Raw genomic sequence first — 26515 nt, forward strand, 5'->3', positions numbered from 1 at the left:
CGCCTAAAATGGTGCGTATTACGCACCTTACGCATTACTCGGACAATATTTTTTCATCAATTCAACAAGTTCACCCATTTTTTCAATTTCATCTTTCATCGCCAAACTGTAAAAGCGTTCTTTGCCGATTTGTTCTACGCTCACGGCATTGGCAGAAAGCATAATTTTTAAATGGTGCGACACCGCAGGGCGAGACAGGTGCAGATTTTCAGTAATGTCATTGACTCTCATCGCCCCATTTTCCAGCAATAATTTCAAAATCAAATGGCGGTTTTCGTCCGAAAGTACGGTAAAAATGGGAATGCAGTCTTTCATTAACTGCATTGCGTGGGCTTGTTCGTTCATAATTATTGGGCTTAAAGGTTTAAAAATTTAGACTTATTATAGGCGGTTTTGGGGGAAAGTCAAGAAAAAACACCGCCTACAATATGCAAACGGTGCTGTTATCCATTCAAATCACTTCAATCCACGCTCTGTCCGCCAACGCCCCAAGTGCGATTTGATGAATCAGCTCGGTCGGTGCGGTGCAAAGGCTTGATAATACACGGATTTTATACGCTTTGGCAAGGGGCGAAAGTGCGGTATGGGTGACGCAGTTTTGGGTCATAATGCCACAAATGTCCACTTGCTGGGTGCCATTTTCTTTTAAAATTTCAATGAGATTGGTGTTTAAAAAATTGTCAGCGTGTCTCTTTTGTACCAACGGCTTATCCGCCAAAATGCCCGCAACCGATGAATGCAGTTTTGCACCGTGCGAGCCTTCGGCAAACAGTGGATAATCTTTTGCCATTAAATGCTGAACGCCAATGACAAGCTCTCCGTTTTGCTCGGCAGTTTTGGCGTAACCTGCGATGTTTTGGACGATGGTGTCCACATTAAATTGGTCAAATTTGCCATTGGCAGACGCAAAATATTCGTTTTGCACATCAATGATAAGTAGGGCGGTTTTCATAGGATTTTCCTAGTTTGGCTAAATAACGGGCGTATTTTAATGATTTTTTTCTTATGTCAAAATAGGCAATATTGCCAATCAACGCAAGGATTTTGCCATTTTTATTTTGGTGTGAAAGGTGGTATAATTGACAAGATTTCAATCTAAGGATTTGTTTAATGAAAACGGCAAATTTATTCAAGCCAGAAGATTTTAATATCAACTACAATGCATGTGTAGGCGATAATGGTTTTGTATCTATAAATACCTATATTGAAGGGTATCAATCAGCTGTTTTGGTAATGCTTGAATCGGTGTTGGCTACATTTGAAACTAATGAGCATATTCCTGAGAATGTTAGTTTTTGGAATGTTGATACTGCAATTTATCCAATCTTATTTTCAGCAAGACACTTTGTTGAATTGTATTTAAAGCAAAAAATTCACGCGATTAACTATTTAAAAATTAAAGATAATATAGAAAATAAAATAACAAAGACGCACGATATTAAAAAACTATGGGAATTATTCAAAAAAATTGTTAATGATACATTTGATGATAGAATTGATTATTTCATTCCATTTATTGAGCCATATGTAAATGATTTTTCCAAAATTGATTTGACTGGCGAAACATTCCGCTATCCTTATAATGAAGATTATTCACAAAAACATTTAACTAATTATTCGGTGATAGGTTTGTATAACTTTTATGAGAAGTTTAATGAATTATCAGAAGTATTTTTAAATTTTACTAATGTTATGGATATTTTAATTGACGAATACAGAGTAAGAACATATACAAAACATTTAAGCAGAAAAGATATTGAAATTATAGCTAAAAAATTACCAGTTCGTTCACAATGGAATGACTTATCATTTGATTGTATTAAAAATAGTATAAAAAATGAATACAAAATTGGCTCTAAGGAACTTTCTGATGTAATTAAAATTATTGACAATCATATAGAATTTAAAACCTATATTTATCCAAACATTTATGAATTGGAAATAGATAAAGAAAAGTTGATTTCAATTATCAAAAAAGATATATCATTTCAAGATATGGAAATATTTAACCTAGAAGAAGTTGCCAGTCTAAGAACATTGATTGAATTGGGTACATCCATAATTGACGGGAAGTATTATTCTGAGGATTATAATATTTTGTATAAAAAATATTTAAATGAAATGAAAATTGATGAGCTTGATTATGAAGTAGAATCTAATTATCAATACAGTATTAAAAATTCTCAAAGAATTAAATTGGGTTTAGAAAAATTGGGCTACTCAAAGGTTTGGGAGGGGGCAAAAGTAGATGACTAATCCCCAACCCTAGTTCTTTACGCCCAAAACGGCTGTAACGATTTTGTTTTTAACATTCCCTTTTCGCTGTTTCAAGCCACTTATCAAGGGCAAAAGCTGTTTGATTTTGCCGTATGTAGCGACAATGGCAAGGCGATTTTAAGCGACAATCTGGCGGATAATCATAAATTGGACGATTTGGCAAACAGAGTGCATTTGTCCAAAAGAAGTTTTAACCGCTATTTTAAAACCGCCACGCAAATGACTTTGAGCCAGTGGCTGACCGCCAAGCGTTTGGCAAAAGTGCAAGACTATTTGGAAAGCACGGATTTGCCGATTGAAATCATTGCAGATAAGACAGGTTTTGGCACGGCAAGCAATTTGTGAATGCAGTTTAAGGCTCGTTTTGGTGTCAGTCCGCAAAGTTTTAGGAAGAGTTTTGGGGGCCAGCTGACTGGTAAGAATTTTAATCATCAAATTTAAATATCTGCCAAAATCGGTTACAATACCCCTTTTTAACATTCATAAAAGCACAATGACCAACTACACCACCCAAAACCTAGAAGTCCTAGAAGGGCTAGAACCCGTCCGCCGTCGCCCGGGGATGTACACCGACACCACACGCCCCAACCACCTTGCGGCAGAAGTCATTGACAACTCGGTGGACGAGGCGTTGGCAGGACACGCTAAGCACATTACCGTAACCTTGCACGCTGACGGCTCGCTGTCGGTGCTTGATGACGGACGGGGCATGCCCACCGACATTCACCCTGAATTTAAGCAGTCGGGCGTGGAGCTCATCTTGACACGCCTGCACGCAGGAGGCAAATTTAGCACGGACAATTATGCCATTAGTGGCGGTCTGCATGGCGTGGGTATCAGCGTGGTTAATGCTTTATCTAAGCGTGTGGACGTGGTGGTGTGGCGAGACGGCACGCAGTATCAGATGAGTTTTGAACATGGCGTACCGACAACGCCCCTAACCCATGAGCCGTCCCCCAATAAGAAAAAACGTGGCACACAGGTGCGATTTTGGGTAGATGAGCAGTATTTTGACAATCCCAAATTCTCAATCAAATCTTTAAAACACAACCTAAAAGCCAAAGCCGTGCTATCAGCAGGGCTAAAAATTGACTTTGTGAGTGAGCCCGAACCGTCCGATAGCGAAAGCTGGCAATACACAGACGGCGTGGTGCAGTATCTGACTGAACAGCTTGGCGAGCTTGCCATTATCCCTGAGGTGCCATTTTATTTTAGCCAAGAACCAATAGGGGGCGAACGTGGTGGGGCGACTTTTGCCATAGCGTGGCTACCCGAATCAGGCACGCCCATTTGCGAAAGCTATGTAAACCTTATCCCCACCGCACAAGGTGGTACGCACGTCAATGGACTACGCACGGGCATTACGGACGCACTGCGTGAGTTTTGTGAAATTCATAGCCTACTGCCCAGAAACGTCCGCCTAACCGCCGATGATGTGTGGGACGGGGTCAATTATATTTTGTCCTTAAAATTTGCCGAGCCACAGTTTAGCGGTCAAACCAAAGAACGTCTATCAAGCCGTGAAGCGTCTCCGCTGGTGCAAACCCTTGCCAAAGACGCATTTAGTCTATGGCTAAATGCCCACCCCGACACCGCCAAAGCCATTGCCGAGCTTGCCATCAGTAAAGCTGGCAAACGGCTCAAATCCGCCCAAAAAGTCGCCCGCAAAAAAATCACCCAAGGCCCTGCTTTACCGGGGAAACTAGCCGATTGTAAGGGCGAATTTAAAGACGGAGCGGAGCTGTTTTTGGTGGAAGGCGACAGTGCAGGCGGGTCTGCCAAACAAGCCCGAGACCGTCATTTTCAGGCGATACTGCCCCTGCGTGGCAAAATCCTAAACACATGGGAAGTCTCGCACGACACCGTATTATCCAGCCAAGAGATACACGACATTGCCATTGCCATAGGCGTAGACCCAGCGTCTGATGACTTATCCGAATTACGATATGACAAAATCTGCATCCTAGCGGACGCTGACTCGGACGGCTTACACATTGCCACGCTAATTTGTGCGTTGTTTGTCAAGCATTTTCGTTCGCTTGTGGAAGCAGGGCATTTGTTTGTCGCCATGCCCCCACTGTATCGCATTGACATTGGCAAGGACGTGCATTATGCCTTGGACGATGATGAATTGAACGCCATTTTGAAAAAGACCAAATCCAAAGGCAAACCGCAAATCACCCGCTTTAAGGGCTTGGGCGAGATGAACCCTGACCATTTGCGTGAGACGACCATGAACCCTGATACTCGCCGTTTGGTACAGCTTGACATTGATGATATTACCGCAACCAGTGGCGTGATGGATATGCTACTTGCCAAAAAACGAGCGTCCGACCGTAAGGCGTGGCTAGAAAGTAAGGGCGATTTGGCGGATTTGGCGGTATAAGATGACCGCTTGCCCTATTTTGTCCGCCTTGTCCGCCCTAAATGACGTGCCTTATCCTTTATATGTGGCGTGTAGTGGTGGGCGAGACTCGCTCGCTCTGGCGTATGGCTGTTATCTGTTGTATCAGCAGGGCAGATTGGACAGGCTACCCACGCTCCTGCACGTTCATCACGGCATGCAACAGGCAAATGACGACTGGGCGAGACTGGTGGGAGCGTGGGCAGACGAGCATGGATTTGACTGGCAAATTTTGCCTTTAACGCTTGCCAAAAAAACCGAAACATCGGCACGCACCGCCCGTTATCAGGCACTCATGGGGGCGATGGTGGACGATGGCGTGCTATTGGTGGCGCATCATGCCGATGACCAAGCCGAGACGGTACTTATGCGACTCATCAACGGGGCAGGCGTGCAGGGCTTATCAGGCATGAGAGCGTGGAGTACCAAAACTGTACAAGGGCGGACCATGAACCTACATCGCCCCTTGCTTGGCGTATCTCGCCATGAGATTACCGCATTTGCCCACGCCCACGCCTTGCCCTATGTGGACGACCCGACCAATGAGACGACCGACAACGCTCGCAGTCTTATCCGTAACGACATCCTGCCACGCCTGTCCGCCCTAAACCCAAAGGTTCGCCAAAACATCGCTCGCACCGCACATCTCATGAATGACGCTCACGCACTCATCAGTGACACGGTGTTTGAATTGGTTAAAAAATGTACTCTTGCCACGCCCCACACGCCTTTTGTGGGCTGTTTGGACATTCACGCATTACGCCTGCTGTCGGCACATGAGCAGTCGGCGGTGGTGCGGTTTTTTGTGCAAGCGGATAATCCCTTACCGCCCAATTATCAGACCGTCAGCGACACCCTAGCATTGACCGCTCGTACTGATGGCGACCATAGTACACAGATTTTTTGGCAAGGTGGTGATGGCGATGACGTGGGTGGTAATGGCAGGGCGGTGGTGCTGTGCCGTTATAAAAACACCCTGTACCGCTATCATCATGAGCTGTTTATGTTATTACAAGATGAGATGAGCGATGACAAAATCGCCCCAAATTCATCTAAAATTATCCTAAAACAAAACACCACGTTTGTCATTTTTATGGATTTTCATGATGGTTTGCGTGAATTATTTGCGGATAAATCGGCTTATATTCAGTCTGTGAGCCGTGATGAGCGGCTGCGGATTTATGAGCCGTATGTGGATAAGGACGGCAAAACCCAAATCGGCTTTACCAAACTTGGCGGTAAAAAACTCTACCAGCGCCTAAGCATTCCCACATGGCACCGTACCAATCTGTGGGGGCTGTATGTTCATGATGAGATGGTACTTGTGATGAGCATGGATAAGTGGTGGCTGACTGACAGTGCTATGTTTTACGCCTTGCGTGGGGTGTTTGATGATGGGCGGTGGGGGCGGACGTTGCTTGTGGTGGATAGGACATGAAATTTTTGCACAATTAGGGCATTTCATGTAAAATGGCGGATTGGTTAGAATTTTAAAGGGCAGTGGCAGGGCAACATGACGGACTTTCACGCATTACAAGACAAAACAGTGGTATTCATCGGTGGCGGTAACATGGCAGGAGCGATGATTGGAGGGTTATTGACCGCCAAAGATTGCCATGATTTGACCTTAACCGTTGGTGTATCAGACAAAAATGTCGACAAGCGAGAGCATTTCGCCAATCAAGGCGTATTAACCACCACGCCTGACACCGTCCATGAGTTGATAATAAAGGCGGACGTGGTAGTGCTTGCTATCAAGCCCCAAGCGCTGATGGACGTTGCCCCAAGCCTTGCCCCATATTTGGCGGACAAGCTCGTCTTGTCGGTGCTGGCAGGCGTGCCATGTGCGACACTCCAACGAGTCTTAGGCTGTGGGCGTGTGGTGCGTGCCATGCCAAACCTGCCGTCTGCGGTGGGAGCAGGGGCGACAGGGCTGTATGCCGACAAGACGGCAAACCCGTCCGATAAGGATGTGTGCGAAGCGGTCATGACAAGCTGTGGCTTGGCGGTATGGGTGGACGATGAGACCAAACTGCACGCTGTAACGGCGGTGGCAGGCTCTGCCCCTGCGTACTTTTTTTATGTGCTAGAACACATGACCGCCCAAGCGGTAGAGATGGGACTCGTTGCCGATGACGCTCATCGTTTGGCGGTGCAGAGCATGATAGGGGCAGGACTACTTGCCAAAGATGGCGACCCACAGGCACTGCGTATGAGCGTAACATCAAAAGGCGGAACGACCGCACAGGCATTGGCTTCGTTGGAGCGTGATGACGTGGGCGGTGCGTTTGGGCGAGCGATGGTGGCGTGTTATGACAGAAGTGTAGAGCTGGGTGCGTTATTTGATGATAAATGATTAAAATTTATTGATAAATTAACCAAAACAGTGCGTATCACACCTTACAATTTATATTAATTTTAAAAATAGTTACTCTAAAACTTAACTCCATAATGATTTACCCACATTATTTTAATAATGACCAATGATAGAAACTGCCACTTATGAATGAACCGATTACCATTATTTTTAATGTCGTTGTCAATTTTGCCTTAATCATTTGTTTTTTAAGGTTTATGTTTCAGTTCGCTGAGATTGACCCTAAGCACCCTTATGCCAAAGTTACCTACATGCTCTCGGCAGTGGTTACGCTGTTTGGGCGGATTTTTCCTGATTTGGGTAAGGGGCGATTTAGTACATCGGCGGTGGTGCTGATGCTACTTTTGACCTTTATCAAGATTGCAGGCATGGCGAGTATTTTGGGTAAGCCCATGACCCCGTTTGTACTGTTTTTTAGTGGCAGTTTGACGGCGATACTCTCGCTCATTGATATGTTTCAGTATATCGTGTTTGCGTCGGTCATTCTAAGCTGGGTCATCATGCTGTTTCAGGTCATGCACCCACTCATGGAGCTTATCATGCAGATGGCAGAGCCGATTGTCGCCCCATTTCGCAAAATCACGCCCAATCTGGGCATGCTTGACTTTTCGACATTGGTTGCCATTTTGGTGTTGGCACTCTTGGAGATGGGCATTCGCATTGTGGGCGGTAATATCTTGTCGGCGTTGGTGTAGTTCTGCCTTTTACATTTATATAAAAATCAGCACATAAAACACACAATATCAAGCCCAAATTTTGTTAGAATTAAAAACAAGTTTAAGGACTTACCATTCATTTATTTACTTTGGAGAATACCATGTTAGACAATGCTGAACACACCATGAATGACCTATTTACCCAGCTTGGTTTGCCAAACTCGGATAGCGAGATTGATGCTTTTATCAAAAACAATCAACTGCCTGAGAATGTGACATTGGCAGATGCCCCATTTTTAGATGAGCAACAAAGTATGTTTATTCGTGAAGAATGGAAGCTAGATGCAGTTTGGTCGCTTGTTATTGATGAGCTAAATGCAAGACTGCATGAAGAAAATAAACCTGCCTAAACTCATACAAAAAGGCTTGAAAGCACCGCTTTATGCGGTGTTTTTCGTTTTTAGAATAAGCAATGACTTATCGTGCATATTACTTTTTGGATAAAGTTTGCGATAATTGCCCACGTTTTTATGATTTGGAATAAGGGCAGTTCATGCTATCACAATTTGATAATAATGATTGGATTATCATTGTTTTTTTTGTACTTGGGGCGTTGTTGCATGGTGTGGCAGGATTTGGCTATCCTATTGTTGGCACCGCGATTATTGCCAGTTTTTATCCGCTTAAAATTGCGGTGGCGATGGTTATTGTGCCGTGTATCATCCTAAATCTCATCATGCTTCGCACGGGTGGGGGTATTATTGCCAACATTATCAAATACAGTAAAGAGTACTTTTGGCTGTTTGTGATGAGTTTTTTGGGTGGCTTGGTTGGGGTGCGACTGCTTCTACTGTTTCCTGATAGTTATCTAAAAATCTTTTTGGGTCTGACGCTCATTGTCTATATTATTACCCAATACAGCAGGTTTAGAATTACCTTTAAAAGAGATAAAAAAACAATGGCGGTGGCGGGGTTTTTGGTTGGGGTCATCGGCGGTGTTACCAATGCCATTGTGGCGTTTTTGATGATTTATCTTATCGGCACAGACCGCACCAAGCATGAGATGGTGATTGTCAATAACATGAGTATTTTGATTACCAAAGTCATTCAGCTATTTACCTTGACTCCGCTCATCATGGCATTTAGCCAAAAGCAGATGGCCATGCTTGGAATCGTGATTGTGATTTCTATGCTGTTTGTCTATTTGGGTTCAAAGGTGCGTAACAGACTCTCTCAAGAAGTCTTTGGTCATGTCATCTCGGTCGTGCTGTTTGTGCTTGGGGTGTATACTCTGTGGCAGGGGATTCGGATTTTGTGATAAAATCTTTAAAACAAAAACGGTTCAATTTGAACCGTTTTTGTTTTGCTGTAATGGCTTAGAAACGACTGCTTAGGGTAAGCTGTACACGGTCGCCGTCAGATTTTTCACTCTTGAAATAGTCATAATCTAGGCTGACACGGTTTCTTGGGTCAATCTGATAGCTGGTACCAACTCTGGCTTGGATTTTATCTTTACCAGTCTCCCATGCATCAAAGGTGACGTCAGTATTGGTGCCTGAGTAAGCACTGGTAATCGTTGCGTCTTGTTCAAAAGCGTTGTCGTATTGCAGACCTGCTTGGACTTGCCATTGGGGGTTGATTTGGTACTCGGTATCCACGCCAATGGTGCCTTGCCAACGAGTGGCGTCAATGTCTTTGACCATCACAACACCGTCATCAAAGTGGGCATTGTCATGCTGATATTGATGGTAGCTAACCCCGATATAAGGCTTGATGCTGGCATTGGGACTTAGGGCGTATGAAGTGCCAAGATGGACACCGCCAGCATAGAGCTGACCATCATACTTTTGTTTGTTATGAGTGTTGTTTTTGGCGTTACTGTTTAGTACACCTGCTTTTGCCCATAGCGTACCTTTGGCGTTATTGCCCACATCGCCATTCATACCCACGGTTAGAGTGGCGACATCTGTCTCGATGTTGTGGTTGGTACTGCCGTTTTGCTCGTCCAACTCAAGGCGACCTAGGTCAAGCTGTAAGCCTAAGCCAAAACGCTCACCTGTTTTTGCCACGCCAATGCTTTGGTTGCGGACTTCACGCTCGCTTTGACTGCTTGGCAGGTCTAGCTCATATTCTTGGTAAGTGCTCTCTAGCCATACACCGTTGGCGGTGTTTGCCATGTTTTTGGCAAAATTGGTCGCTTGGGTGCCACTTTGTTCGATGGCATGAACGGCGTTATTGGCATAAAACGCAGGGTCAAGTCCAAACAGAGCTTCATTGTACTTATTGCCAATGATGGCAGGCGTGCCAGATGTGCTAAGCAAGGATTTGTTGGTTGCCATTGACATTTTGTTGGCAAAGCCCATGGCAAAGCCTTTCTCGCTACCAGCCAGTGTGCCTGCACTGTCTTTGGCATCTATCTCGTTTAGCACTTTATCTAAATTTTGCTCAACTTTGGTGCGTCCGATACTGGCAGTGGTGGTGCTGCCCATATTGCTTAGTTTGTTACGTTTGGCACTCACCACCACATCAGTTTTGGTGGTGGCGTCAGGCGTGGTCTTGCCGTCGGTACCAACCTTGCCACTATATTCGGTCTTAATGATGCTAAATAGAGCATTGCTGGATTTGACGGTATCAAAAGTACCGCTTAGCTCACCTGCTCGTAGTACAGTGGTTTTTGACCCTGTCTCTTTGATTAGTGGTTCGCTTTGCTTAACTTCATCATATAGGTCAAGCGTGCCGTCCAGAGTGGCTTTTTCGGTGACGGTCAAAAGATTGCCAAATTTGGCCTTAAAGGTGCTGTCATTATTCATGGTATAGGTGCCACGAATGGTTAAGTTGCCTTCGTTATTGACCGCCCCACCAGTTTGTCTGACATTGCCTGTTGTGCCATAGCCTGTCAGTTCGCCACCTGTGATATTGATGACTGAGTTGCCGTTATCGCCATTAATTTCAAGGGTGCCATCAGTAACGACGGTGTCGCCTTTGTAAGTGTTATTACCTGTTAGGATGAGTTTACCATCACCTGCTTTGGTAAAGCCATGGTTGCCTTTGATGTTATTGGAGAAGACAGATACGGTGTCTTTGCCTGTGACATCTAACATGACATTGTCCCAGTAAAAACCACCATAACCTTGGGTTGCAGCGATGGTGTCTAGTAGACCCCAACCGCTTTCATGAGTGATGTTTTTGCCACCGATGTTTGTAATGGTGCGACGTTCATGCCATGAAAGGTCTGCTTTTATGTAATACTTGTTGTCATAGACATAATAGTCCCTGTCATTTGGCTTGGTGTCAACTTGTTTTAGCCCTTTGTATGTTGGACTGCGTTTTTTTATGTCATCAAAATCTTGGGCGGTGCTAAGCAGGGTCTGCACCAGATTTTCATTTTTCATCCAAGGATAAGCACCCTTGACTAGTAGGGCGGTACCTGTGACACGAGCGGTGGCAGGCGATGTGCCTTGATAGCTGATGAGCTTGCCTGTGCTGTCATGACTGACACTGGTGGATGGTGCTGACAGACACCAATGGGCGGCATCGCCACAGTGGTTGGCTTGGTGGAAGTCTTCGCGGGGTGATGACACCGCCAAAAAGCCTTTTTTAAAGTCGGGGTTGAGCTCAGGGGCGAGTCTTTCTCCATAAGTTGTGTCTTTGCCTTCATTGCCTGTGGCATGGATGAGCAGGGCGTCTTTGTTCATAATGAGCTCATGAATGGCAAGAACCTGCGGGTGTTCACTGTTTTTGGTGTCGCCATTTGGGGTGTGTGCCTTGGCGGTATTTAGCCATTGGTTGTTGCTTTGATTGGCATCTGGTACATAGCCCCATGAGTTATTAAAAATCTGAACGCCTTGGGTTTCGTTAAGTTTTAGCATGGCGGTAAATTCATCGCCTTCGTTGCTTTTGTCATCATCGGTATAGGCATGAATGGTCGCATTGGTCATGCCGTTATTGCCTGCAATGATGGCTGCCATATTGGAACCATGCTCGTCGGCAGGCTTGTACTGCTCATAAGTTTGGTAATCGGCACAGTTATTGTTGGCAAAGCAAGCCACAAGATTGGTGCCACTAAGATTGGCTCCGATAAGGTCGGGGTTATCAGGATTGACCCCTGAGTCTATCACGCCCACGCTAAGCGATGTGGTGTTGATGGTGGTTTTTAGCTCATGCAGTTTGTTGGCATATTGCTGTTGGTTGAGTCCATAAAAAATTTCTGTTTTATTGCCAACAGTTTTGTTTTCATCCTTTACCCATGAATCCAGGTCAGAGTAGCCAGTAATGGTCTCTGCTTGGGCGATAGGCTGAGCGATGTTGGCTTGACGCTCGTAGGTGGGCTTTTGCTTTTTGATGACATCATCGGTAGTCGGGGTGATATAGGCACGAGCTTCGGTAACGATGATTTGCTCGGCAACGGCTTCTGCCTGTGCTTTTATTGCTTTGGCACGGTTAAGTGCTTTTTCGGCGGTCGCCACAGCGGTTTTGGCAACATTGATGGCATTATTGTCAGAGCTGATGGCCTGGGCATCTGCCAGTGCTTTTTGGGCATCCGTTAAGGCTTGCTCGGCTTGGGCTTGGGCTTGTTTTGCTTGAGTCTGGGCGGTATTAGCGGTGTTTTGGGCGGTTTGGGTGGTAACCAAGGCGTTTGCCTGCGTGGTGGCGGCATCGGCAGTTTGTTGGGTGGTGCTCAGTCCATCCATGACATCATTTGCCCGCTGATGGATGGCATTGGCGGTGGCGATGATGTTGTTGATTTTTTCGTTATTTTGGTTGTTTTGCTGGGCGTGGTGATTGTCAATGGCGCTTTGAGCCTGCACGATGATGCTCCCTGCCTGCTGTTCGGCTTGTTGAGCCTGTGCTAGGGTAGCATTAGCGGTGTTTAGAGCGTTCTGAGCACGGCTGATGGCATCTTGATTGCCCGTGGCTTTGGCGGCATCCAAGGCAGTTTGAGCTTGGTCGATGGCACTTTGAGCTTGATTGATGGCGTTCTGGGCAGTGTCTAAGGCACTTTGAGCTTGATTGATGGCATTTTGAGCGGTATCAGGACTGCCTGCTTGGGCTTGGGCTTGTTTGGTTTGAGTATTTGCATTGCCCAGTGTGTCGGTCGCTGTCTTATTGGTGGCGATGGCATTGTCAATTTGGGCGTTTGTCTGTGCCAACTGTTTCGCTGCTGCTTCGGCACGTCTGGCGGCTTCTTCTTCGGCTTTTTTCTTAGCTTCGGCTTCCGCCTTTTCTTGTTCTGCTTTTAGGCGATTTGTCTCGGCAATACGTGCCTGTTCTAATAGTTGATTTGCTTCGGCTCTAGCAGCTTCAAGTTCAGCAAATAACTGCTCGGATTGGGCTTCAAGTTTGGCAAGTTCCGCTTTTTTGGTGTCATCATTATCAAGCCCTGCTTGGTGCTTTTGTTTGGCAAGTGCTAGGGCTTCTTTTTCGGCTTTTAGCCAAGCTTGGTATTTTTCATTGATGGTGTTCTGTAGGCTGTTGGCTTGACTTGCAAGATTGGCATTGGCAATGTGGGCGGTCTTTACTGCTTCTTCGGCACGCTTGACGGCTTCGTCATAGGCGATTTTTGCAAGCTCGGCACGCTTGCGAGCTTCTTCGGTGCTGATGGCGAACGGGTCGGCATTATTAATGATGAGGTTGGAGTGCTGAGTGGCGTTAATTTCGTCATCGATGGCACAACCAGTTGCGGTCATTGCGACAAAACAAGAGACAGCAAGGGGTTTTAGGATAAAAGAATGGTTGGGTTTCATGCGATTACCTATGAATATAAAATTGGATGTTCATAGGTAAATTGTAACATTTTTGAATCAGTTTTGTAAAAAAATGTGCGTTTTTTATAAAAAATTAGACAAGCGGTGGTTTTTGTTATACCAGTGAGATAAACATTGTCCATCTGATTGAAAAATAAGCAAAAACAAGTAAAGATAAAATAATGGTACTGATAAATTCATTCGTCAAACGCTTGTCAAATAAAGGCATTTTTAAAATAAAGAAGGTAAATAAGCTGTTTGTTTGATTTGTCACGATACGCCATTTTTGCGTTTACTTTCAAAAAACAACATATCCCACACCACAAGTGCCATGCCACCCATAATCGCCATGTCCGCCACATTAAACACAGGATAATGCCAAACATCTCCCCAATGAATATGAATAAAATCAATCACATAACCATATAAAAAACGGTCAATGACATTACCCACCGCCCCGCCTAATACAAGAGCCAGACCAAGCGATAATACCTTGGCACTTTTGGGAATTTGGCGTAAATAGCGAATGATAAATACCGCCACCACCGTCCCCAAGATGGCAAAAAACCACTTTTGCCAGCCGCCTTGATTGGCAAGAAAACTAAACGCTGCCCCACGATTATACGCCAAAGTCCAATTAAAAAACGGTTCTATCACAGGCACAGAACTAAATTCGGTAACAAGCCATTTTTGAAAACCGATTTTGGTCATTTGGTCAAAAATTAAAACAATCAAGCCAATGATATAATAACCAAAGGCGGATTTGCCATTTAATTCTAAATTGGGGGTGTTTTGGGTCATAATTTATTTCTTAAAAGGTTAATTGTTGGGTTTCTTTATAATAATTTATTGCTATTTAGAGATAAATTGCCATTTTCTCTAAAAAGCCGTATTAAATAATGGTATTTTATAGATTAAAAGGATTAACAATGGTTAATTGATTATCAATTATTTGACCGTTTGCCATATCTTCAGAGTATAAAATTGTAACACCTGATTTTAAGGCGGTAGCAACAATCAAACTATCCCAATAAGAATGCTGATAGCGATTTTTTTATATTTAGGGCGTTGATAACAAGGTCGCTACTAATATCCATTACCTTAAATACTTCTGAAAAACCTTGAGCGGATAAGAATAACTCGTCAGGCGTAATCAATTTCTTTTTAAAAACCACATTGAAAAATTCATTTAAAACTTGCGTACTGATAACAACATTAATATTTTTTAACAGGGATTGGGAAATTTGTTTTTTGTATGGGTCATCGCCAATAGAATACAATAAAATGTTACTGTCTATAAAATAACTTGAATTAACGCTCATACAATTCTTCTCGGTTAAATTTAAAATCTGGTGGCAATTTTGCTTGTACGGTGGCAAAAATATTGTCTAAGATAGCAAATTTTTTCTCTTCTTCTGACAAAGGTTTGCTTGGCGTTATATCAAAAGTTGTGCCATTATAAATTAAGGCTACTTTTTCGCCCTGCTTAGCTTTTTGTAGAATCTGCACCATATCATAATTGGCGATTTCGTGAACAGCAATTTCAATCATAATTTTTCCTATTTAATAAATGGTTAGTTAAGTATAAGGTGCATATTACGCACCGTTTAAAATAAAATATCACTCATCACTAATTTGATAATAGGTTTGTTTTTCAATTTGTGTGGATAACCAATAGGCAATCAAGAAACAACAAAATATAATAATATTTTCAATTATTTTATTGACTTGAAAATCAAAAATGAATTGCACAATCATCATTGAACACAATAGACTTCCTGCAAAACCCAAAATAAGGAAAACCGTTCGTGGTGAGCTTGTCGAACCATAACGGTTTTCCGCCACCCCTCAACAAGCTCGGGGCGAACGGAAAGCCTAGTTTTGCAGGAAGTCTAATAAAAGCACCAAACCAACCAAGCCCCAAGCATATTGTACAGGAAAAATTTTGTTTAATTTTTGCTCGCAATGCGGACAATGAATACTAGGTGCTGGCTTAAATTGATAAGACTTTAATTTTCCTTCAAATGGTTTTTTGATTAAGATTTTGGGTGCAAATAAATTTTAACAATTTGGGCAAGGATATTCAATTTTGGTTAGCATTTTTATTTACCCCAGTAACTCTAATTGATTGACAATAATGGTGTGTAATATGCACCGTTTTTAGGTTTATTTGTAATAATTTACCATTGCTCCGTAGGGGCGAATTGCAATTCGCCCCTACAAAACCGCATTAAATTATGGCTCGGTAATTATCACTGCAATTTTATTTAAATTGTGATTTTTAAGGGTGCGTAATACGCACCTTACGGATTATCTTGCCAATGTAAAGCCATCCAAATTTTTGCCAAAATACCAACAAATACCGCAATAGATAATCCCAAAAACACCTGATTTTGCGTTAAAAAATAAATAAAGGATAACATCAAACTAATAATAACGCCAATCCCACAATAAATATAAGTATCCTTATGGGTATCTACTGTAATATCACTAATTTGAGCAGGTTCTTTATTAAATGCACCAGTTGATACACCAATAACAATAATAATGATTTTGATGATTGCCAGAGCAACGATTAACTGATAACGATTAATAACATCAGATAAAGCCAATCCTGCAAGTATAAATGCGGTAATCATTAATAATACCAATGCAAATTTTTTCATATTTATCCAATACAATCCTTACAGTTGGCGTTATTCTAAAACGGTGCATAAACAACTTTATACACCGTTTTTATGATTAAGCAAATTTCCGCACTTCCCCCGCCCCAAAGGCATTTTCCATACATCTTGGGCAAATGTCTTGGTGTTCGGCAACACTTCCGACACTTGGCAAAATATGCCAACAGCGTACGCATTTTTCGCCAGTCGCAGGGGCGACTTTGACCGAAAGTGTATCGCCCTGATTTAGGCTGACGCTACTGGTGATAAACACAAATTTTAGTTCATCGCCCAATTTGGCAAGGGCTGGGTAGGTGGTGCTGTCCGCCACAATGTCAAGCTGTGCCGACAAACTGCTGTTGATGACTTTATCGGTGCGAGCATCGTCCATTGCCTTATTTGCCACTTCTTTGACCGCCAAAATCGCTTGCCAATCTGTGTCCGTGATGTCGGTTAGGGCGACTTTTGGCAAGTCGTACCACTCTTGGGTAAAAATATAGCCGTCCCCTTGCTCTTTGTTAAGGGGTTTTAATACTTCCCACGCTTCTTGGGCGGTAAAGGATAAAATTGGGGCAATCCAACGCAAAAGGGCGTGAGCGATGTGATAAATGGCGGTCTGTGCCGAACGGCGAGCGTGTCCGTCCGCCTTGCTGGTGTATTGGCGGTCTTTGATGATGTCAAGGTAAAATCCGCCCAAATCCGCCCCACAAAAGCCTGTTACCAACTGGCATACCTGATGAAAATCCATTGCCGTATAAGCGGTGCGAATGTCGTTTTGGACTTGCGTGGCTTTGTGCAAAATGTATTTATCAAGGCTGACAAGCTCGCCTGCTGGCACCAAGTCTTTGCTTGGGTCAAAGTCATCGGTATTGGCAAGCAAAAAGCGAATGGTGTTACGGATACGGCGGTACATATCGCTGACACGGTCAAAGCCTTCTTTACTCACCGCCATTTCGTAGCGGTAATCGGACGACCCAACCCACAGACGGACAATGTCAATGCCGTATTTTTGGGCAAGTTCGGCAGGTTCAAAGCCTTTGGTATTGCCTTTGGATTTTGATAATTTATAACCCTTTGCATCGACGGTAAAGCCGTGCGTTAGCACTTGTTTATAAGGCGGACGACCGTACACGCTTTCGGCTACAAGGAGCGATGATTGAAACCAGCCACGATGTTGGTCAGAGCCTTCAAGGTACAAATCGGCAGGATTGGTTAGTTCAGAACGACTACCCAAAACGGCAAAATTGGTAGAGCCAGAGTCAAACCACACATCCAGCGTGTCGGTGGATTTGACATAATTTTGGCAATCACTTTCATCAAGAAAATCTGAAATCGGTGCGTCAAACCACGCTTCAATTCCGCCTTGTTCAATGACCCCAGCGACTTTTTCAATCAGGGCAGAAGTATTGGGGTGCAACTCGCCACTGTCTTTGTGCATAAAAAAGGCAATCGGCACTCCCCAAGTGCGTTGGCGTGAAATACACCAATCAGGGCGACCGTTCATCATTGATTCAATGCGGTTTTGACCCCACGCTGGTGTCCAAGTTACCTTTGGAATATCACGCAACGCCTGTTCACGCAAGCCCTGCTCTTCCATAGAAATAAACCATTGGGGCGTGGCACGAAAAATAATCGGTGTCTTGTGTCGCCAGCAATGCGGATAGCTGTGGCTGATTTTTTTATGGTCTAATAAATGCCCACTGTTAAGCAAAGTTTCAATGATTTTTGGCTGTGCCTTATAAATATGCTCGCCAACAAAGACACGGGCGGTTTCCAAATACATGCCATTTCCGCCCACAGGGTTTTCGGTCGGTAGGTTGTAGAGCTTGCCGACATTGTAGTCGTCCACACCGTGAGCAGGGGCGGTATGGACAAGCCCTGTACCGCTATCAGCCGTTACGTGTTCGCCTGTGATAATCGGCACTTGGCGGTTGCTGATGAGTGGGTGCTGGGCGTTTAGGGTGGTTAATTCTGAGCCTTTAACCGTTGCGATAACTTCCACGCTTTCTAAATTAACATTTTTGGTAAAGTCGTCTTTTAGACTTTCGGCAATGATAAAATGCCCTTTTTCAGTTTTGACAATCGCATAATCAAATTCGGCATTGGCACTAACGGCTTGGTTGGCAGGGAGTGTCCAAGGGGTCGTTGTCCAAATGACGGCTTGTAAATTGCCTGTCAAATTGGCGGTCGCCCCCAAATCGCCACGATTGACAATATCAAACCCGACATAAATCGCATCGGAAGTTCTATTTTCGTATTCCACTTCCGCTTCGGCAAGGGCAGAACCACAATCCAAGCACCAGTTTACAGGCTTCATACCCCGCACAATATGTCCGTTGTCGTAGATTTTGCCAAGCGTCCGCACGATGTCGGCTTCGGTTTTAAAATTCATCGTCAAATACGGATTGTCCCAATCGCCCAGCACGCCAAGGCGTTTAAAATCCGCCTTTTGTAGCTCAATTTGGCTTAGGGCATAATCTCGGCACGCTTTGCGAAACTGGGTGGCGGTAATCGGTTCGCCATTTTTGTTCGCTTTGGGTGGTTGTCCGACTTTACCAAACTCATTTTCTACTTTTTGTTCAATCGGCAAACCGTGGCAATCCCAGCCCGGAATGTACGGTGCGTCATAGCCGTCCAAGGTTTTGTATTTGACGATGATGTCTTTTAGGACTTTATTGACAACGTGTCCTAAGTGAATTTGACCGTTGGCATAGGGCGGGCCATCGTGTAGCACATATTTTTCACGCCCCCCGCGGGCTTTGCGGATTTGCCCATAAACATCGTCTGCGTGCCATTTGGCAAGCCAAGCAGGTTCTCGTTTTGCCAAATCGCCTCGCATTGGAAAGGCGGTATCGGCAAGGTTTAGGGTGTTTTTGTAGTCGGTTTGGGCTTGTTCTGTCATAATTGGCTCGTAAAAATAAAAGAAAATGGGTAATTATACCTTAAATGCTTGAATTTAGAAAGGTTGTAATGCGTGAAATTTGACTTTTTTGGGGGGGATTTGGTAGATTAAGATACTATTTTTGGCAACTGGATAATGATGAAAAAGTTAAGCAGAAAAACCACTTCAAAATTAACAATGCTATTTTGTACGGTCATTTTGAGTTATTTTGTTTTTATTAAAAAGGATTATGATAATCCTGCTGTTGCTTTTATTGCCATTTATATGGTATTGGAAAGTTTGTATTATTTTTGGCAATTTTATAAAAAGAATGATACGATTAAATTTAATGATAAGTTTTAATAATTTTCTATTATAATTCTCATTCCCATTTATAAAATTCATCAAAAATTCATCTTTACAATTTTCCGCTTTAATTCCTTACAAAAATTCGGTATATTAGTAGGATAATTATCAGCCAACTTGCAAGGTTATCTTATGAAAAATCCCAGCAAAACCCTATCATTATTATTGGCAAGTGCCTTATTTTTGACCGCTTGTGGTGGCGATAAGCCTAGCGAACCCGCCCCAAAAGCCGAGCCTAGCACCCAAAAAACCGCCCCTGCCCAGCCGACTGACACTACCCCCAAAGCCGATGAAGTCGCACCAGAGACCGCCGAGCCTGTCGGGACAGACGACTCCAAAGCTGATGAAGTGGCAACCACCGACTCTGCCACATCTGATAAGACCGACAAGGGTACAGTTGAGACCGCCCAAGTGGACAATGCCGAGCAAGCAAACACCGCCCCCGCCCCAGTACAGGCTTTATCTATCGCCGAAGGTAAGGTGCGCTATGAGAAAACTTGCAAAATCTGCCATGAGCAAGGGCTGTTGGATGCCCCCAAACTCACCGCCAAAGCCGACTGGGCAAAACGCTTGGATAAGGGCATAGACACCCTGCACAAACACTCCGCCAAAGGCTTTGGTAAAATGCCAGCACAGGTGGCAGGGGATGTTACCGAAGCTGAGGTATATGCGGCGGTGGATTATATGGTGAGTCAAGTTCAGTAAATTGATGTTTATCGGATAGAATATCATTTATCCGATAAATTTAATAAAATATCGCTGATTGTAATATCAATAAATCATGTTGAAATAAAACCCAATTTTGTTATTGGGTTTTTTATCTGCCATTAATTTATTGAGTTTCTAATCCACCCGTGTCGTTTTCTTTTATAATTTTTTCGGTTACGCATTCTTTATTATTCCCTATTAATATGGCATGAGGCAAATTCCATGTTTGCCATACTTTTTGTCAAGTGATGATGTGTATTGTTTTTTGTTGATTTGCAAAAATAAATCATCCCCACTATAATAAATGACAATACATTTAATTTGCAAAAGGAATTTACCATGCTTGCCTATCTATTTGTACCTGCCACGCACCCCAAGCGTATCATCAAAGCCCTAACCGACCCTGCCATAACTGCCCACGTCCATGCCATCATCATCGACTTAGAAGACGCCGCCGCCGACCGTTCGCCTAATGATGTGCGTGCCAAACTTGATGATTTGTTAGGCACCATGGAGCAAACACAGACCATGCCAGAGCTGTGGGTGCGGATACATGGGGCGTCTCATGGCGAGTTTCGTTTGGACTGTGAATGGGTGCGGTCGCACGACATCATCAGCACGGTGGTACTCCCCAAAGCCGAAAATGCCGAGCAGGTCAGTCTGGCTCATGAACTGACTGCTCGCCCTGTGGTTGCCATGATTGAGAGCGGGCAAGGCGTGCTAAATGTTGCTTCTATGGCAGGGGCGGTGGGGCTTGTGGCGTTGAGCTATGGCTGTTTGGATTTATTGACATCGCTTGGCATGACCATGAACACCAAAGCCTCAGCACTGATGTTTGATAAAATTCGCACCGAACTCGTGCTACATTCACAAGCAAATGAGCTGTCCGCTCCGATTGAGACGATTTATCCCAACTTTCAAGACGATGGGGGCTTTAAAGCGTGGCTCACTCACGCCCAAAATTTTGGCTTTGGGGGCGTGCTTGCCATTCACCCCAAACAACTTGCCATCATCAGCTCATTAAACGAGCGAGAGGGCGACCTTTGCTTTGCCAAAAAAGTCCTCTCTCATCACGACAGCACGGGAGAGGCAGTATTTGCCATCGATGGACAAATGGTGGATTTGCCTGTGATAACTTGGGCAAGGGAGATTTTGGGCAAATAAATATTAGACATAAAAAAACCACTCATAATGTCATCACATCATAAACGGTTTTTAAGCCATACCAACCGAACTATAAATTTGATATGGCTTTGTGGGAACATGTTGTATAACCAATAAACCTAAACACTACAACAAGCCATAGGTGCGTGTTACGCACCTACTTACAAAACCAATTTTGTACCAATTTTAAAGTTCTTTGACTATAAAAAACTTAGGGCAACTGATTTACCCCCCCATATTCTAAAATATAAATTTCACTAAAACACTTTTAACCTCAAAACCCCTTTGTCTTTAATGCCTCTTTTAATTGCTCATCATCACAATCATCATCATTGGCACAAATCTGCCTCATCATTTCGGCATTTTGTGCATTCATTGGCTTTTTTGTCATGCCCTCAAACGCCAAACCCAAAGTCGCCCGTCCCGATACTGGCACACCGCCTACCACAAAGGGGGCTAATCTGCCTTTTTTAAGTGCGGTGATGATTTGCCTGTCAAGACCTCTATCGCCTGTATTGACATTATGCACCGCCGTAATGTTGCCCTGTTTGTCAATGAATAATTGTGGGGTTAATGTCACGCCTGCCTCACAATCATTAAAATACGCCATGTCAATGTCATAACAGTGTTTATTTTCATACAATGTATCGACAGAAAGCTCTCCAAAATTTGGTTTTTGAACCCAAGTAGGACTTGCCCATGATGCATTTGCCATCAACAAACCCACCAATAATAAACCCGTGTATTTCATGATTTGCTCCAAGTTTTATTTACTTTGATAATGCCACTTTGACACCCATGCCCCCTCGTAAGAAGACGGTCCATTTTACTATAAAGTGCGGCTGTGGTAAACTAGCGTTTATTTTTTGATGAGTAACCTTATGAATATTCTACCTAGCGAGGAAGTCCGTATCACAAGTGGCAGTACCGTTTCGCTACATTTTGAAGTGAGCTTACCAAACGGCACGGTCATCGATAGCACCTTTGGGCGAGATGAGCCTGTAACCTTGACGGTAGGCGATGAGAGCCTACTGGCAGGCTTTGAACAGGTACTCATCAACCTAAAAGCAGGCGATACCCGCACCGCTCATCTACCGCCAGAACAAGCCTTTGGCGAATGGAATGGCGAAAATGTGCAGACCTTTCCCCGCACCAAATTTAGCTTATCCGAGCCAAATCCTGTGGTCGGCATGATGATGGAATTTGCCGATAAAGGTCAAAATACCTTGGCGGGGGTAATTTGCCATGTTGATGATAATGAAGTCAAAGTGGACTTTAATCACCCTTTGGCAGGGCAAGATGTGCTGTTTAAGGTGCAGATTTTTAAGGTTACACCAAAGGGAGAAAGTGGGCTAAAATTTGTCTAGGACAACCCATGAAAAAACCACTCATCGCCTTATTTGCCATGCTCACACTACCGCAAGCGTGGGCGTTATCCATAGAGCCTGCCGATTGGGGCGATTTTCGCTATGATGAAAACGTGATTTGCTCAACATCCGCAGAAAACAGCGACATATTCGGCGTTGTCAAAAAACAGGGTAAATACGGCATGGCGGACAGCACAGGCAAAGTACTGTTACCGCTTGAATATGATGACGGGGCATGCTTGGACGATGGTCATGCCACCTTTTTAAAACAGGGTAAATGGGGCGTGGTGGACAGCACGCACCGTATACTCATGCCATTTATCTTTGATACACCCATTAGGGATTTTAATGGCGTGGATAAAGTCATTATCACCGATGAGCGTGATGATGGTATATATTCGGCGATGTATGGGGTAGATGGTGGGATTATTTTGGGTTATCAGCGTGGTCGGTTACGTTTTGAAAATGATGTTTTGATACGCTTTGAAAGCGATACAGACGGGCAAAGTGGCTTTATGGACACGCAAGGCAATATCATCTTGGCAGGGCGTTATGATTGGGTAAGGCTACTGGACGATAAAGCAGGCGATGAGCGGTTTTTGGTGAGCGTGGATAACCAAGCAATGATGATAGACCGCCACAAAAACGTATTTACACAAGACTATGACAACATGGAGCCTTTTGATGAGCAAGGCATATCACGGGTTTATCAAAATTTGGACAGTGGCGGGTATAAAGTGGGCTTTGTAGATAGAAATGGGATGCTCATTGTCAAACTCTCATCACATCGCTACCCCATGTGGAACGATGTCTATGGGCATGAATGGCAACTACGCACGGACGGTGGGCAGTGTACGCTATTTTTGCAAGACCTTGCAGGGCAAGCGATTAACAACCCAGAGTTTCCTGATAAATCCTGTCGGCTACTTGCCACACCCAACCAAACACCCAGTCAAGAACCCACAGCAAAGCGTGGGTTATGGGATAGGATTTGGGCGTGGGCTACTGGTTTGATTCGCTAAATCAAACCTTCAATACCCGTCTATGTAGCTCTGCTAAGCCGTCTTCCATCGCTTTTTGTAATAGTTCGGTCAGCTCAGCACGGGTCTTATCTTCGGGCAAAATCGGTGTAAGGGGCAACACATACGCCTTAACCCCATCGCTGTCCGCCACTCGTCTTAGGCTCTCTGCCATCGTGCGTTTGTCATAATACGCACAGTCGTCCGACAATGTACCGTCTGCATTGACATAAGCAATTACCATAGGACAAATGGGCAAGCCTGTATCCATGCTTGCTTGTAGTAATTTGCCATGGATTTTTTTGATTTGTTTGCCGTCTGTGGTGGTCGCTTCGGGAAAAAATACCACCGATGAACCGCCACGCAAAAAGTCAGCAATTTGACGTGCCACACCGTCAGCATCCCCTGAACCACGCTTGATAAAGAGTGTTCCGCCTGCTTTGGCAAGCCTGCCAAAAATAAACCACTCGCTAATCTCCGCCTTTGATAAAAAGAACACAGGAGCGACCGACCCCACCACAGGAATATCCAGCCAAGAGATGTGATTGGACACCCATAGTCCGTGTGTCTGTGGCACAGGCTCAACTTGCACGACTTCCACACCAAAGGAATTGACCATTTTACGGCAAAAGGTTTGGATGTATTTTGGCAAAACATCTCTGGGTGGTGTTTTAAATGCCCCAATACGTCTGGCGGTAGTAAAGCCCCCCACCAAGGTATTACTCATGCCTGCGATAATTTTGGTGCGTTTTAGTTGTTTATTTAAAAAATTTGCCATAAGATTATCATTGTCAATTAAAAGACGTATCGTATAAGAGTTTGAGTAAAATTGCAAGTGTTTTTGGTACACATTAATGCACAAAAAACCGCCTTAGTGTTTAAGACGGTCTGTAAATCAAGCACTCGGCAAAGGCGGTGGCAATTCGTCATTTTTAACGATATTGACCGTTGGCACTTCATGCTGATATTCTTTTGGCTCTCGTGGCGTCTCGCCATTCATGATTTGCAAGAACTGCTCACGGTCAATGGTTTCCCACTTCATGAGTGCGTCCACCATGGCGTGCATCTTGTCGTGATTGTCATCAATGAGCTTATATGCCACATCGTACTGCTCTTCTAGGATACGGCGGACTTCTTCGTCCACTTTTTGTTGGGTGGCTTCACTGATAGTACGGCTCGCCCCACCAAAATATCCGCCTTGCTCTTCGTCCTCATAGACCATCACGCCAAGTTTGTCGCTCATGCCATATTTGGTAACCATGGCACGGGCAAGTTTGGTGGCACGTTCAAAGTCGTTGGACGCTCCTGTGGATTTGCGATTGATAAAAATCTCCTCAGCAATCCGCCCACCAAACAAGATAGAGATGTCATTTAGCATCTTATCACTATAACTGCTCACCGCATCTTGCTCGGGCAACTGCCACGTTACCCCGAGTGCCCAGCCACGGGGCATGATGGTTACTTTGTGTACAGGGTCGGTAAAGGGAAGTAGTTGGGCGACTAGGGCATGACCTGCTTCGTGATAGGCAGTAGCACGGCGTTCTTCTTCACGCAGCACCATGGATTTACGCTCAGGTCCCATGTAGAGTTTGTCTTTGGCATCTTCAAAGTCGTTCATGTCCACGCTCATCTTGTTGCGACGGGCGGCAAATAGGGCGGCTTCATTGACAAGGTTGGCAAGCTGTGCTCCACTAAACCCTGGGGTACCACGAGCTAGGGCATTGACGTCCACACCAATGGTTTGGGGCAGTTTTTTCAGGTGTACATTTAGGATTTGTTCACGACCTTTGATGTCTGGCAAGCCAACCGACACTTGACGGTCAAAACGACCAGGACGAAGTAGGGCTTTATCCAGTACATCCACACGGTTGGTCGCTGCAATGACAATCACGCCGTCATTGCCTTCAAAGCCGTCCATTTCTACCAAAAGTTGGTTTAGCGTTTGTTCACGCTCATCATGACCACCCCCCATGCCCGAGCCACGATGACGACCCACCGCATCAATCTCATCAATAAAGATGATACACGGGGCGTTCTTTTTGGCTTGGTCAAACATATCACGGACACGGCTTGCACCCACCCCAACAAACATCTCTACAAAATCCGAACCCGAGATGCTAAAAAACGGCACTTTGGCTTCGCCTGCAATGGCTTTGGCAAGCAGTGTTTTGCCTGTCCCAGGAGGACCCACCATAAGCACGCCACGAGGAATGGTCGCCCCAAGTTTGGTAAACTTCTCTGGATCTCTTAAAAAGTCGACAATCTCAACCACTTCTTGCTTGGACTCTTCGCACCCTGCCACATCGGCAAAGGTAACTTTGATGTCATCTTCGGAGAGCATTTTGGCTTTTGATTTGCCAAAGCTCATGGGGTTACGACCACCCATGCCGCCCCCGCCAGCACCGCCACTCATGCCACGCATGAACAACCAAAACAGACCGATGATGAGCAAAATCGGAAAGGCTGCAATGAGTAGCTGAGTACCCACGCCTTGACGCTGTGGTGCTGCCCCTTCTACTTCTACGTTATGCTTGCGAAGTAATGGCATTAACTCGGTATCGTCTAGGGCAGGGCGGATGGTCTCAAACTCTGAGCCATTAACCTTTGTGCCCGTAATCTCTTCGCCATCAATCTCAACTTTTTGGATTTGACCTTCGGCGACTGCCGTGACAAAGGCTGAGTACTTCATGTCATCAGCCTTGCCTGAACCACGGTCGAGATTACTAAATACCATGACTACCACGGTGATAATCACGAGCCATAATAGAATGTTTTTTGCCATGTCGTTCACAAAGGGTTTCCTGTTTTTGGCGTTTGATACAACTTTGATTGAAAATTTAAAAATTGAAAAATGGGACAAATCGTGCAATTATTCACACAAAGAGACAT

At 44.5% G+C, this 26515-nt stretch carries 24 protein-coding genes; 13 read left to right on the forward strand and 11 right to left on the reverse strand.

Features of this window, described 5'->3' with window-relative positions:
- Nucleotides 1-27: 27 nt before the first annotated feature.
- Together K941_RS0103615 and K941_RS0103620 are read right to left on the reverse strand one after the other, a co-directional pair.
- Nucleotides 28-345, reverse strand: coding sequence for an ArsR/SmtB family transcription factor (locus K941_RS0103615; protein ID WP_029102532.1), 318 nt, complete (start codon nucleotides 343-345; stop codon nucleotides 28-30).
- Nucleotides 346-451: 106 nt separating this feature from the next.
- A complete protein-coding gene (locus K941_RS0103620; protein ID WP_029102533.1) occupies nucleotides 452-952 on the reverse strand; it encodes an isochorismatase family protein in 501 nt (166 codons plus the stop codon).
- 158 nt (nucleotides 953-1110) lie between these two features.
- On the opposite strand from K941_RS0103620, the gene K941_RS14640 reads away from it, so the two are divergent.
- The 8 genes from K941_RS14640 to K941_RS0103665 all read left to right on the forward strand — a co-directional run bounded on the left by K941_RS14640 (nucleotide 1111) and on the right by K941_RS0103665 (nucleotide 9032).
- On the forward strand, nucleotides 1111-2256 hold the full coding sequence (locus K941_RS14640) for a hypothetical protein (RefSeq protein ID WP_051225852.1): 1146 nt from the start codon (nucleotides 1111-1113) through the stop codon (nucleotides 2254-2256).
- 150 nt (nucleotides 2257-2406) lie between these two features.
- Nucleotides 2407-2622, forward strand: coding sequence for a helix-turn-helix domain-containing protein (locus K941_RS17325; RefSeq protein ID WP_228130358.1), 216 nt, complete (start codon nucleotides 2407-2409; stop codon nucleotides 2620-2622).
- Between the two features lie 148 nt (nucleotides 2623-2770).
- The gene (gene parE, locus K941_RS0103640; RefSeq protein WP_029102535.1) at nucleotides 2771-4663 is read left to right on the forward strand and encodes a DNA topoisomerase IV subunit B; all 1893 of its coding nucleotides are present in this window, start codon (nucleotides 2771-2773) and stop codon (nucleotides 4661-4663) included.
- 1 nt (nucleotide 4664) lies between these two features.
- Nucleotides 4665-6119: a tRNA lysidine(34) synthetase TilS gene (gene tilS, locus K941_RS14645; protein WP_051225854.1), complete on the forward strand. Its 1455-nt coding sequence runs from the start codon at nucleotides 4665-4667 to the stop codon at nucleotides 6117-6119.
- 75 nt (nucleotides 6120-6194) lie between these two features.
- A complete protein-coding gene (gene proC / locus K941_RS0103650) occupies nucleotides 6195-7037 on the forward strand; it encodes a pyrroline-5-carboxylate reductase (protein WP_029102536.1) in 843 nt (280 codons plus the stop codon).
- 218 nt (nucleotides 7038-7255) lie between these two features.
- Entirely contained in the window at nucleotides 7256-7753 is a 498-nt protein-coding gene (locus tag K941_RS0103655) for a YggT family protein (protein ID WP_228130357.1), read from the forward strand.
- A gap of 122 nt (nucleotides 7754-7875) precedes the next feature.
- On the forward strand, nucleotides 7876-8124 hold the full coding sequence (locus K941_RS0103660; protein WP_029102538.1) for a DUF2789 family protein: 249 nt from the start codon (nucleotides 7876-7878) through the stop codon (nucleotides 8122-8124).
- A gap of 143 nt (nucleotides 8125-8267) precedes the next feature.
- Nucleotides 8268-9032, forward strand: coding sequence for a sulfite exporter TauE/SafE family protein (locus K941_RS0103665; RefSeq protein WP_036387403.1), 765 nt, complete (start codon nucleotides 8268-8270; stop codon nucleotides 9030-9032).
- Between the two features lie 58 nt (nucleotides 9033-9090).
- Here the strand turns inward: K941_RS0103665 and K941_RS0103670 are convergent, their stop codons facing one another.
- The 6 genes from K941_RS0103670 to ileS all read right to left on the reverse strand — a co-directional run bounded on the left by K941_RS0103670 (nucleotide 9091) and on the right by ileS (nucleotide 19023).
- Nucleotides 9091-13458: a S8 family serine peptidase gene (locus K941_RS0103670; RefSeq protein WP_029102540.1), complete on the reverse strand. Its 4368-nt coding sequence runs from the start codon at nucleotides 13456-13458 to the stop codon at nucleotides 9091-9093.
- Between the two features lie 270 nt (nucleotides 13459-13728).
- Nucleotides 13729-14259 (reverse strand): signal peptidase II, encoded by a 531-nt coding sequence (gene lspA / locus K941_RS0103675; protein ID WP_029102541.1) that lies wholly within the window; start codon nucleotides 14257-14259, stop codon nucleotides 13729-13731.
- A 221-nt stretch (nucleotides 14260-14480) separates the two neighbouring features.
- Nucleotides 14481-14780: a PIN domain-containing protein gene (locus K941_RS0103680; RefSeq protein ID WP_029102542.1), complete on the reverse strand. Its 300-nt coding sequence runs from the start codon at nucleotides 14778-14780 to the stop codon at nucleotides 14481-14483.
- Entirely contained in the window at nucleotides 14770-15009 is a 240-nt protein-coding gene (locus K941_RS0103685; RefSeq protein WP_029102543.1) for a hypothetical protein, read from the reverse strand. Before K941_RS0103685 ends, K941_RS0103680 begins: the two co-directional genes overlap by 11 nt.
- Before the next feature lie 752 nt (nucleotides 15010-15761).
- On the reverse strand, nucleotides 15762-16124 hold the full coding sequence (locus K941_RS0103695; RefSeq protein ID WP_029102544.1) for a hypothetical protein: 363 nt from the start codon (nucleotides 16122-16124) through the stop codon (nucleotides 15762-15764).
- A gap of 76 nt (nucleotides 16125-16200) precedes the next feature.
- The gene (ileS, locus tag K941_RS0103700; protein ID WP_036387405.1) at nucleotides 16201-19023 is read right to left on the reverse strand and encodes an isoleucine--tRNA ligase; all 2823 of its coding nucleotides are present in this window, start codon (nucleotides 19021-19023) and stop codon (nucleotides 16201-16203) included.
- 138 nt (nucleotides 19024-19161) lie between these two features.
- Here ileS and K941_RS0103705 point away from each other — a divergent pair, with 138 nt between their 5' ends.
- The 3 genes from K941_RS0103705 to K941_RS0103715 all read left to right on the forward strand — a co-directional run bounded on the left by K941_RS0103705 (nucleotide 19162) and on the right by K941_RS0103715 (nucleotide 21240).
- On the forward strand, nucleotides 19162-19365 hold the full coding sequence (locus tag K941_RS0103705; RefSeq protein WP_115341137.1) for a hypothetical protein: 204 nt from the start codon (nucleotides 19162-19164) through the stop codon (nucleotides 19363-19365).
- A 135-nt stretch (nucleotides 19366-19500) separates the two neighbouring features.
- Nucleotides 19501-20073 (forward strand): c-type cytochrome, encoded by a 573-nt coding sequence (locus tag K941_RS0103710; RefSeq protein WP_029102547.1) that lies wholly within the window; start codon nucleotides 19501-19503, stop codon nucleotides 20071-20073.
- 342 nt (nucleotides 20074-20415) lie between these two features.
- A complete protein-coding gene (locus K941_RS0103715; protein WP_036387407.1) occupies nucleotides 20416-21240 on the forward strand; it encodes an HpcH/HpaI aldolase/citrate lyase family protein in 825 nt (274 codons plus the stop codon).
- A gap of 274 nt (nucleotides 21241-21514) precedes the next feature.
- Here K941_RS0103715 and K941_RS0103720 read toward each other — a convergent pair whose 3' ends face one another.
- Nucleotides 21515-21991, reverse strand: coding sequence for an energy transducer TonB (locus K941_RS0103720; RefSeq protein ID WP_029102549.1), 477 nt, complete (start codon nucleotides 21989-21991; stop codon nucleotides 21515-21517).
- A gap of 118 nt (nucleotides 21992-22109) precedes the next feature.
- On the opposite strand from K941_RS0103720, the gene K941_RS0103725 reads away from it, so the two are divergent.
- Both K941_RS0103725 and K941_RS0103730 read left to right on the forward strand, forming a co-directional pair.
- Nucleotides 22110-22607, forward strand: a complete 498-nt coding sequence (locus K941_RS0103725) for an FKBP-type peptidyl-prolyl cis-trans isomerase (RefSeq protein WP_036387410.1) — start codon at nucleotides 22110-22112, stop codon at nucleotides 22605-22607.
- Between the two features lie 8 nt (nucleotides 22608-22615).
- On the forward strand, nucleotides 22616-23629 hold the full coding sequence (locus K941_RS0103730) for a WG repeat-containing protein (protein ID WP_029102551.1): 1014 nt from the start codon (nucleotides 22616-22618) through the stop codon (nucleotides 23627-23629).
- Nucleotide 23630: 1 nt separating this feature from the next.
- Here the strand turns inward: K941_RS0103730 and K941_RS0103735 are convergent, their stop codons facing one another.
- Together K941_RS0103735 and ftsH are read right to left on the reverse strand one after the other, a co-directional pair.
- Complete coding sequence (locus tag K941_RS0103735; RefSeq protein WP_029102552.1) at nucleotides 23631-24404, reverse strand: lysophospholipid acyltransferase family protein; 774 nt, start codon at nucleotides 24402-24404, stop codon at nucleotides 23631-23633.
- 117 nt (nucleotides 24405-24521) lie between these two features.
- Nucleotides 24522-26408, reverse strand: a complete 1887-nt coding sequence (gene ftsH, locus K941_RS0103740; protein WP_029102553.1) for an ATP-dependent zinc metalloprotease FtsH — start codon at nucleotides 26406-26408, stop codon at nucleotides 24522-24524.
- Between the last annotated feature and the right edge of the window lie 107 nt (nucleotides 26409-26515).

Origin of the sequence: Moraxella caprae DSM 19149 (assembly GCF_000426885.1) — a bacterium.
GTDB lineage: Bacteria > Pseudomonadota > Gammaproteobacteria > Pseudomonadales > Moraxellaceae > Moraxella > Moraxella caprae.

Excerpts from the sequence above, each read along its gene's own strand:
- K941_RS0103615 (WP_029102532.1), bottom strand. The coding sequence starts at position 345 with ATGAACGAACAAGCCCACGCAATGCAGTTAATGAAAGACTGCATTCCC.
- K941_RS0103620 (WP_029102533.1), bottom strand. The coding sequence starts at position 952 with ATGAAAACCGCCCTACTTATCATTGATGTGCAAAACGAATATTTTGCG.
- K941_RS14640 (WP_051225852.1), top strand. The coding sequence starts at position 1,111 with ATGAAAACGGCAAATTTATTCAAGCCAGAAGATTTTAATATCAACTAC.
- parE (WP_029102535.1), top strand. The coding sequence starts at position 2,771 with ATGACCAACTACACCACCCAAAACCTAGAAGTCCTAGAAGGGCTAGAA.
- tilS (WP_051225854.1), top strand. The coding sequence starts at position 4,665 with ATGACCGCTTGCCCTATTTTGTCCGCCTTGTCCGCCCTAAATGACGTG.
- proC (WP_029102536.1), top strand. The coding sequence starts at position 6,195 with ATGACGGACTTTCACGCATTACAAGACAAAACAGTGGTATTCATCGGT.
- K941_RS0103655 (WP_228130357.1), top strand. The coding sequence starts at position 7,256 with ATGTTTCAGTTCGCTGAGATTGACCCTAAGCACCCTTATGCCAAAGTT.
- K941_RS0103660 (WP_029102538.1), top strand. The coding sequence starts at position 7,876 with ATGTTAGACAATGCTGAACACACCATGAATGACCTATTTACCCAGCTT.
- K941_RS0103665 (WP_036387403.1), top strand. The coding sequence starts at position 8,268 with ATGCTATCACAATTTGATAATAATGATTGGATTATCATTGTTTTTTTT.
- K941_RS0103670 (WP_029102540.1), bottom strand. The coding sequence starts at position 13,458 with ATGAAACCCAACCATTCTTTTATCCTAAAACCCCTTGCTGTCTCTTGT.
- lspA (WP_029102541.1), bottom strand. The coding sequence starts at position 14,259 with ATGACCCAAAACACCCCCAATTTAGAATTAAATGGCAAATCCGCCTTT.
- K941_RS0103680 (WP_029102542.1), bottom strand. The coding sequence starts at position 14,780 with ATGAGCGTTAATTCAAGTTATTTTATAGACAGTAACATTTTATTGTAT.
- K941_RS0103685 (WP_029102543.1), bottom strand. The coding sequence starts at position 15,009 with ATGATTGAAATTGCTGTTCACGAAATCGCCAATTATGATATGGTGCAG.
- K941_RS0103695 (WP_029102544.1), bottom strand. The coding sequence starts at position 16,124 with ATGAAAAAATTTGCATTGGTATTATTAATGATTACCGCATTTATACTT.
- ileS (WP_036387405.1), bottom strand. The coding sequence starts at position 19,023 with ATGACAGAACAAGCCCAAACCGACTACAAAAACACCCTAAACCTTGCC.
- K941_RS0103705 (WP_115341137.1), top strand. The coding sequence starts at position 19,162 with ATGAAAAAGTTAAGCAGAAAAACCACTTCAAAATTAACAATGCTATTT.
- K941_RS0103710 (WP_029102547.1), top strand. The coding sequence starts at position 19,501 with ATGAAAAATCCCAGCAAAACCCTATCATTATTATTGGCAAGTGCCTTA.
- K941_RS0103715 (WP_036387407.1), top strand. The coding sequence starts at position 20,416 with ATGCTTGCCTATCTATTTGTACCTGCCACGCACCCCAAGCGTATCATC.
- K941_RS0103720 (WP_029102549.1), bottom strand. The coding sequence starts at position 21,991 with ATGAAATACACGGGTTTATTATTGGTGGGTTTGTTGATGGCAAATGCA.
- K941_RS0103725 (WP_036387410.1), top strand. The coding sequence starts at position 22,110 with ATGAGTAACCTTATGAATATTCTACCTAGCGAGGAAGTCCGTATCACA.
- K941_RS0103730 (WP_029102551.1), top strand. The coding sequence starts at position 22,616 with ATGAAAAAACCACTCATCGCCTTATTTGCCATGCTCACACTACCGCAA.
- K941_RS0103735 (WP_029102552.1), bottom strand. The coding sequence starts at position 24,404 with ATGGCAAATTTTTTAAATAAACAACTAAAACGCACCAAAATTATCGCA.
- ftsH (WP_029102553.1), bottom strand. The coding sequence starts at position 26,408 with ATGGCAAAAAACATTCTATTATGGCTCGTGATTATCACCGTGGTAGTC.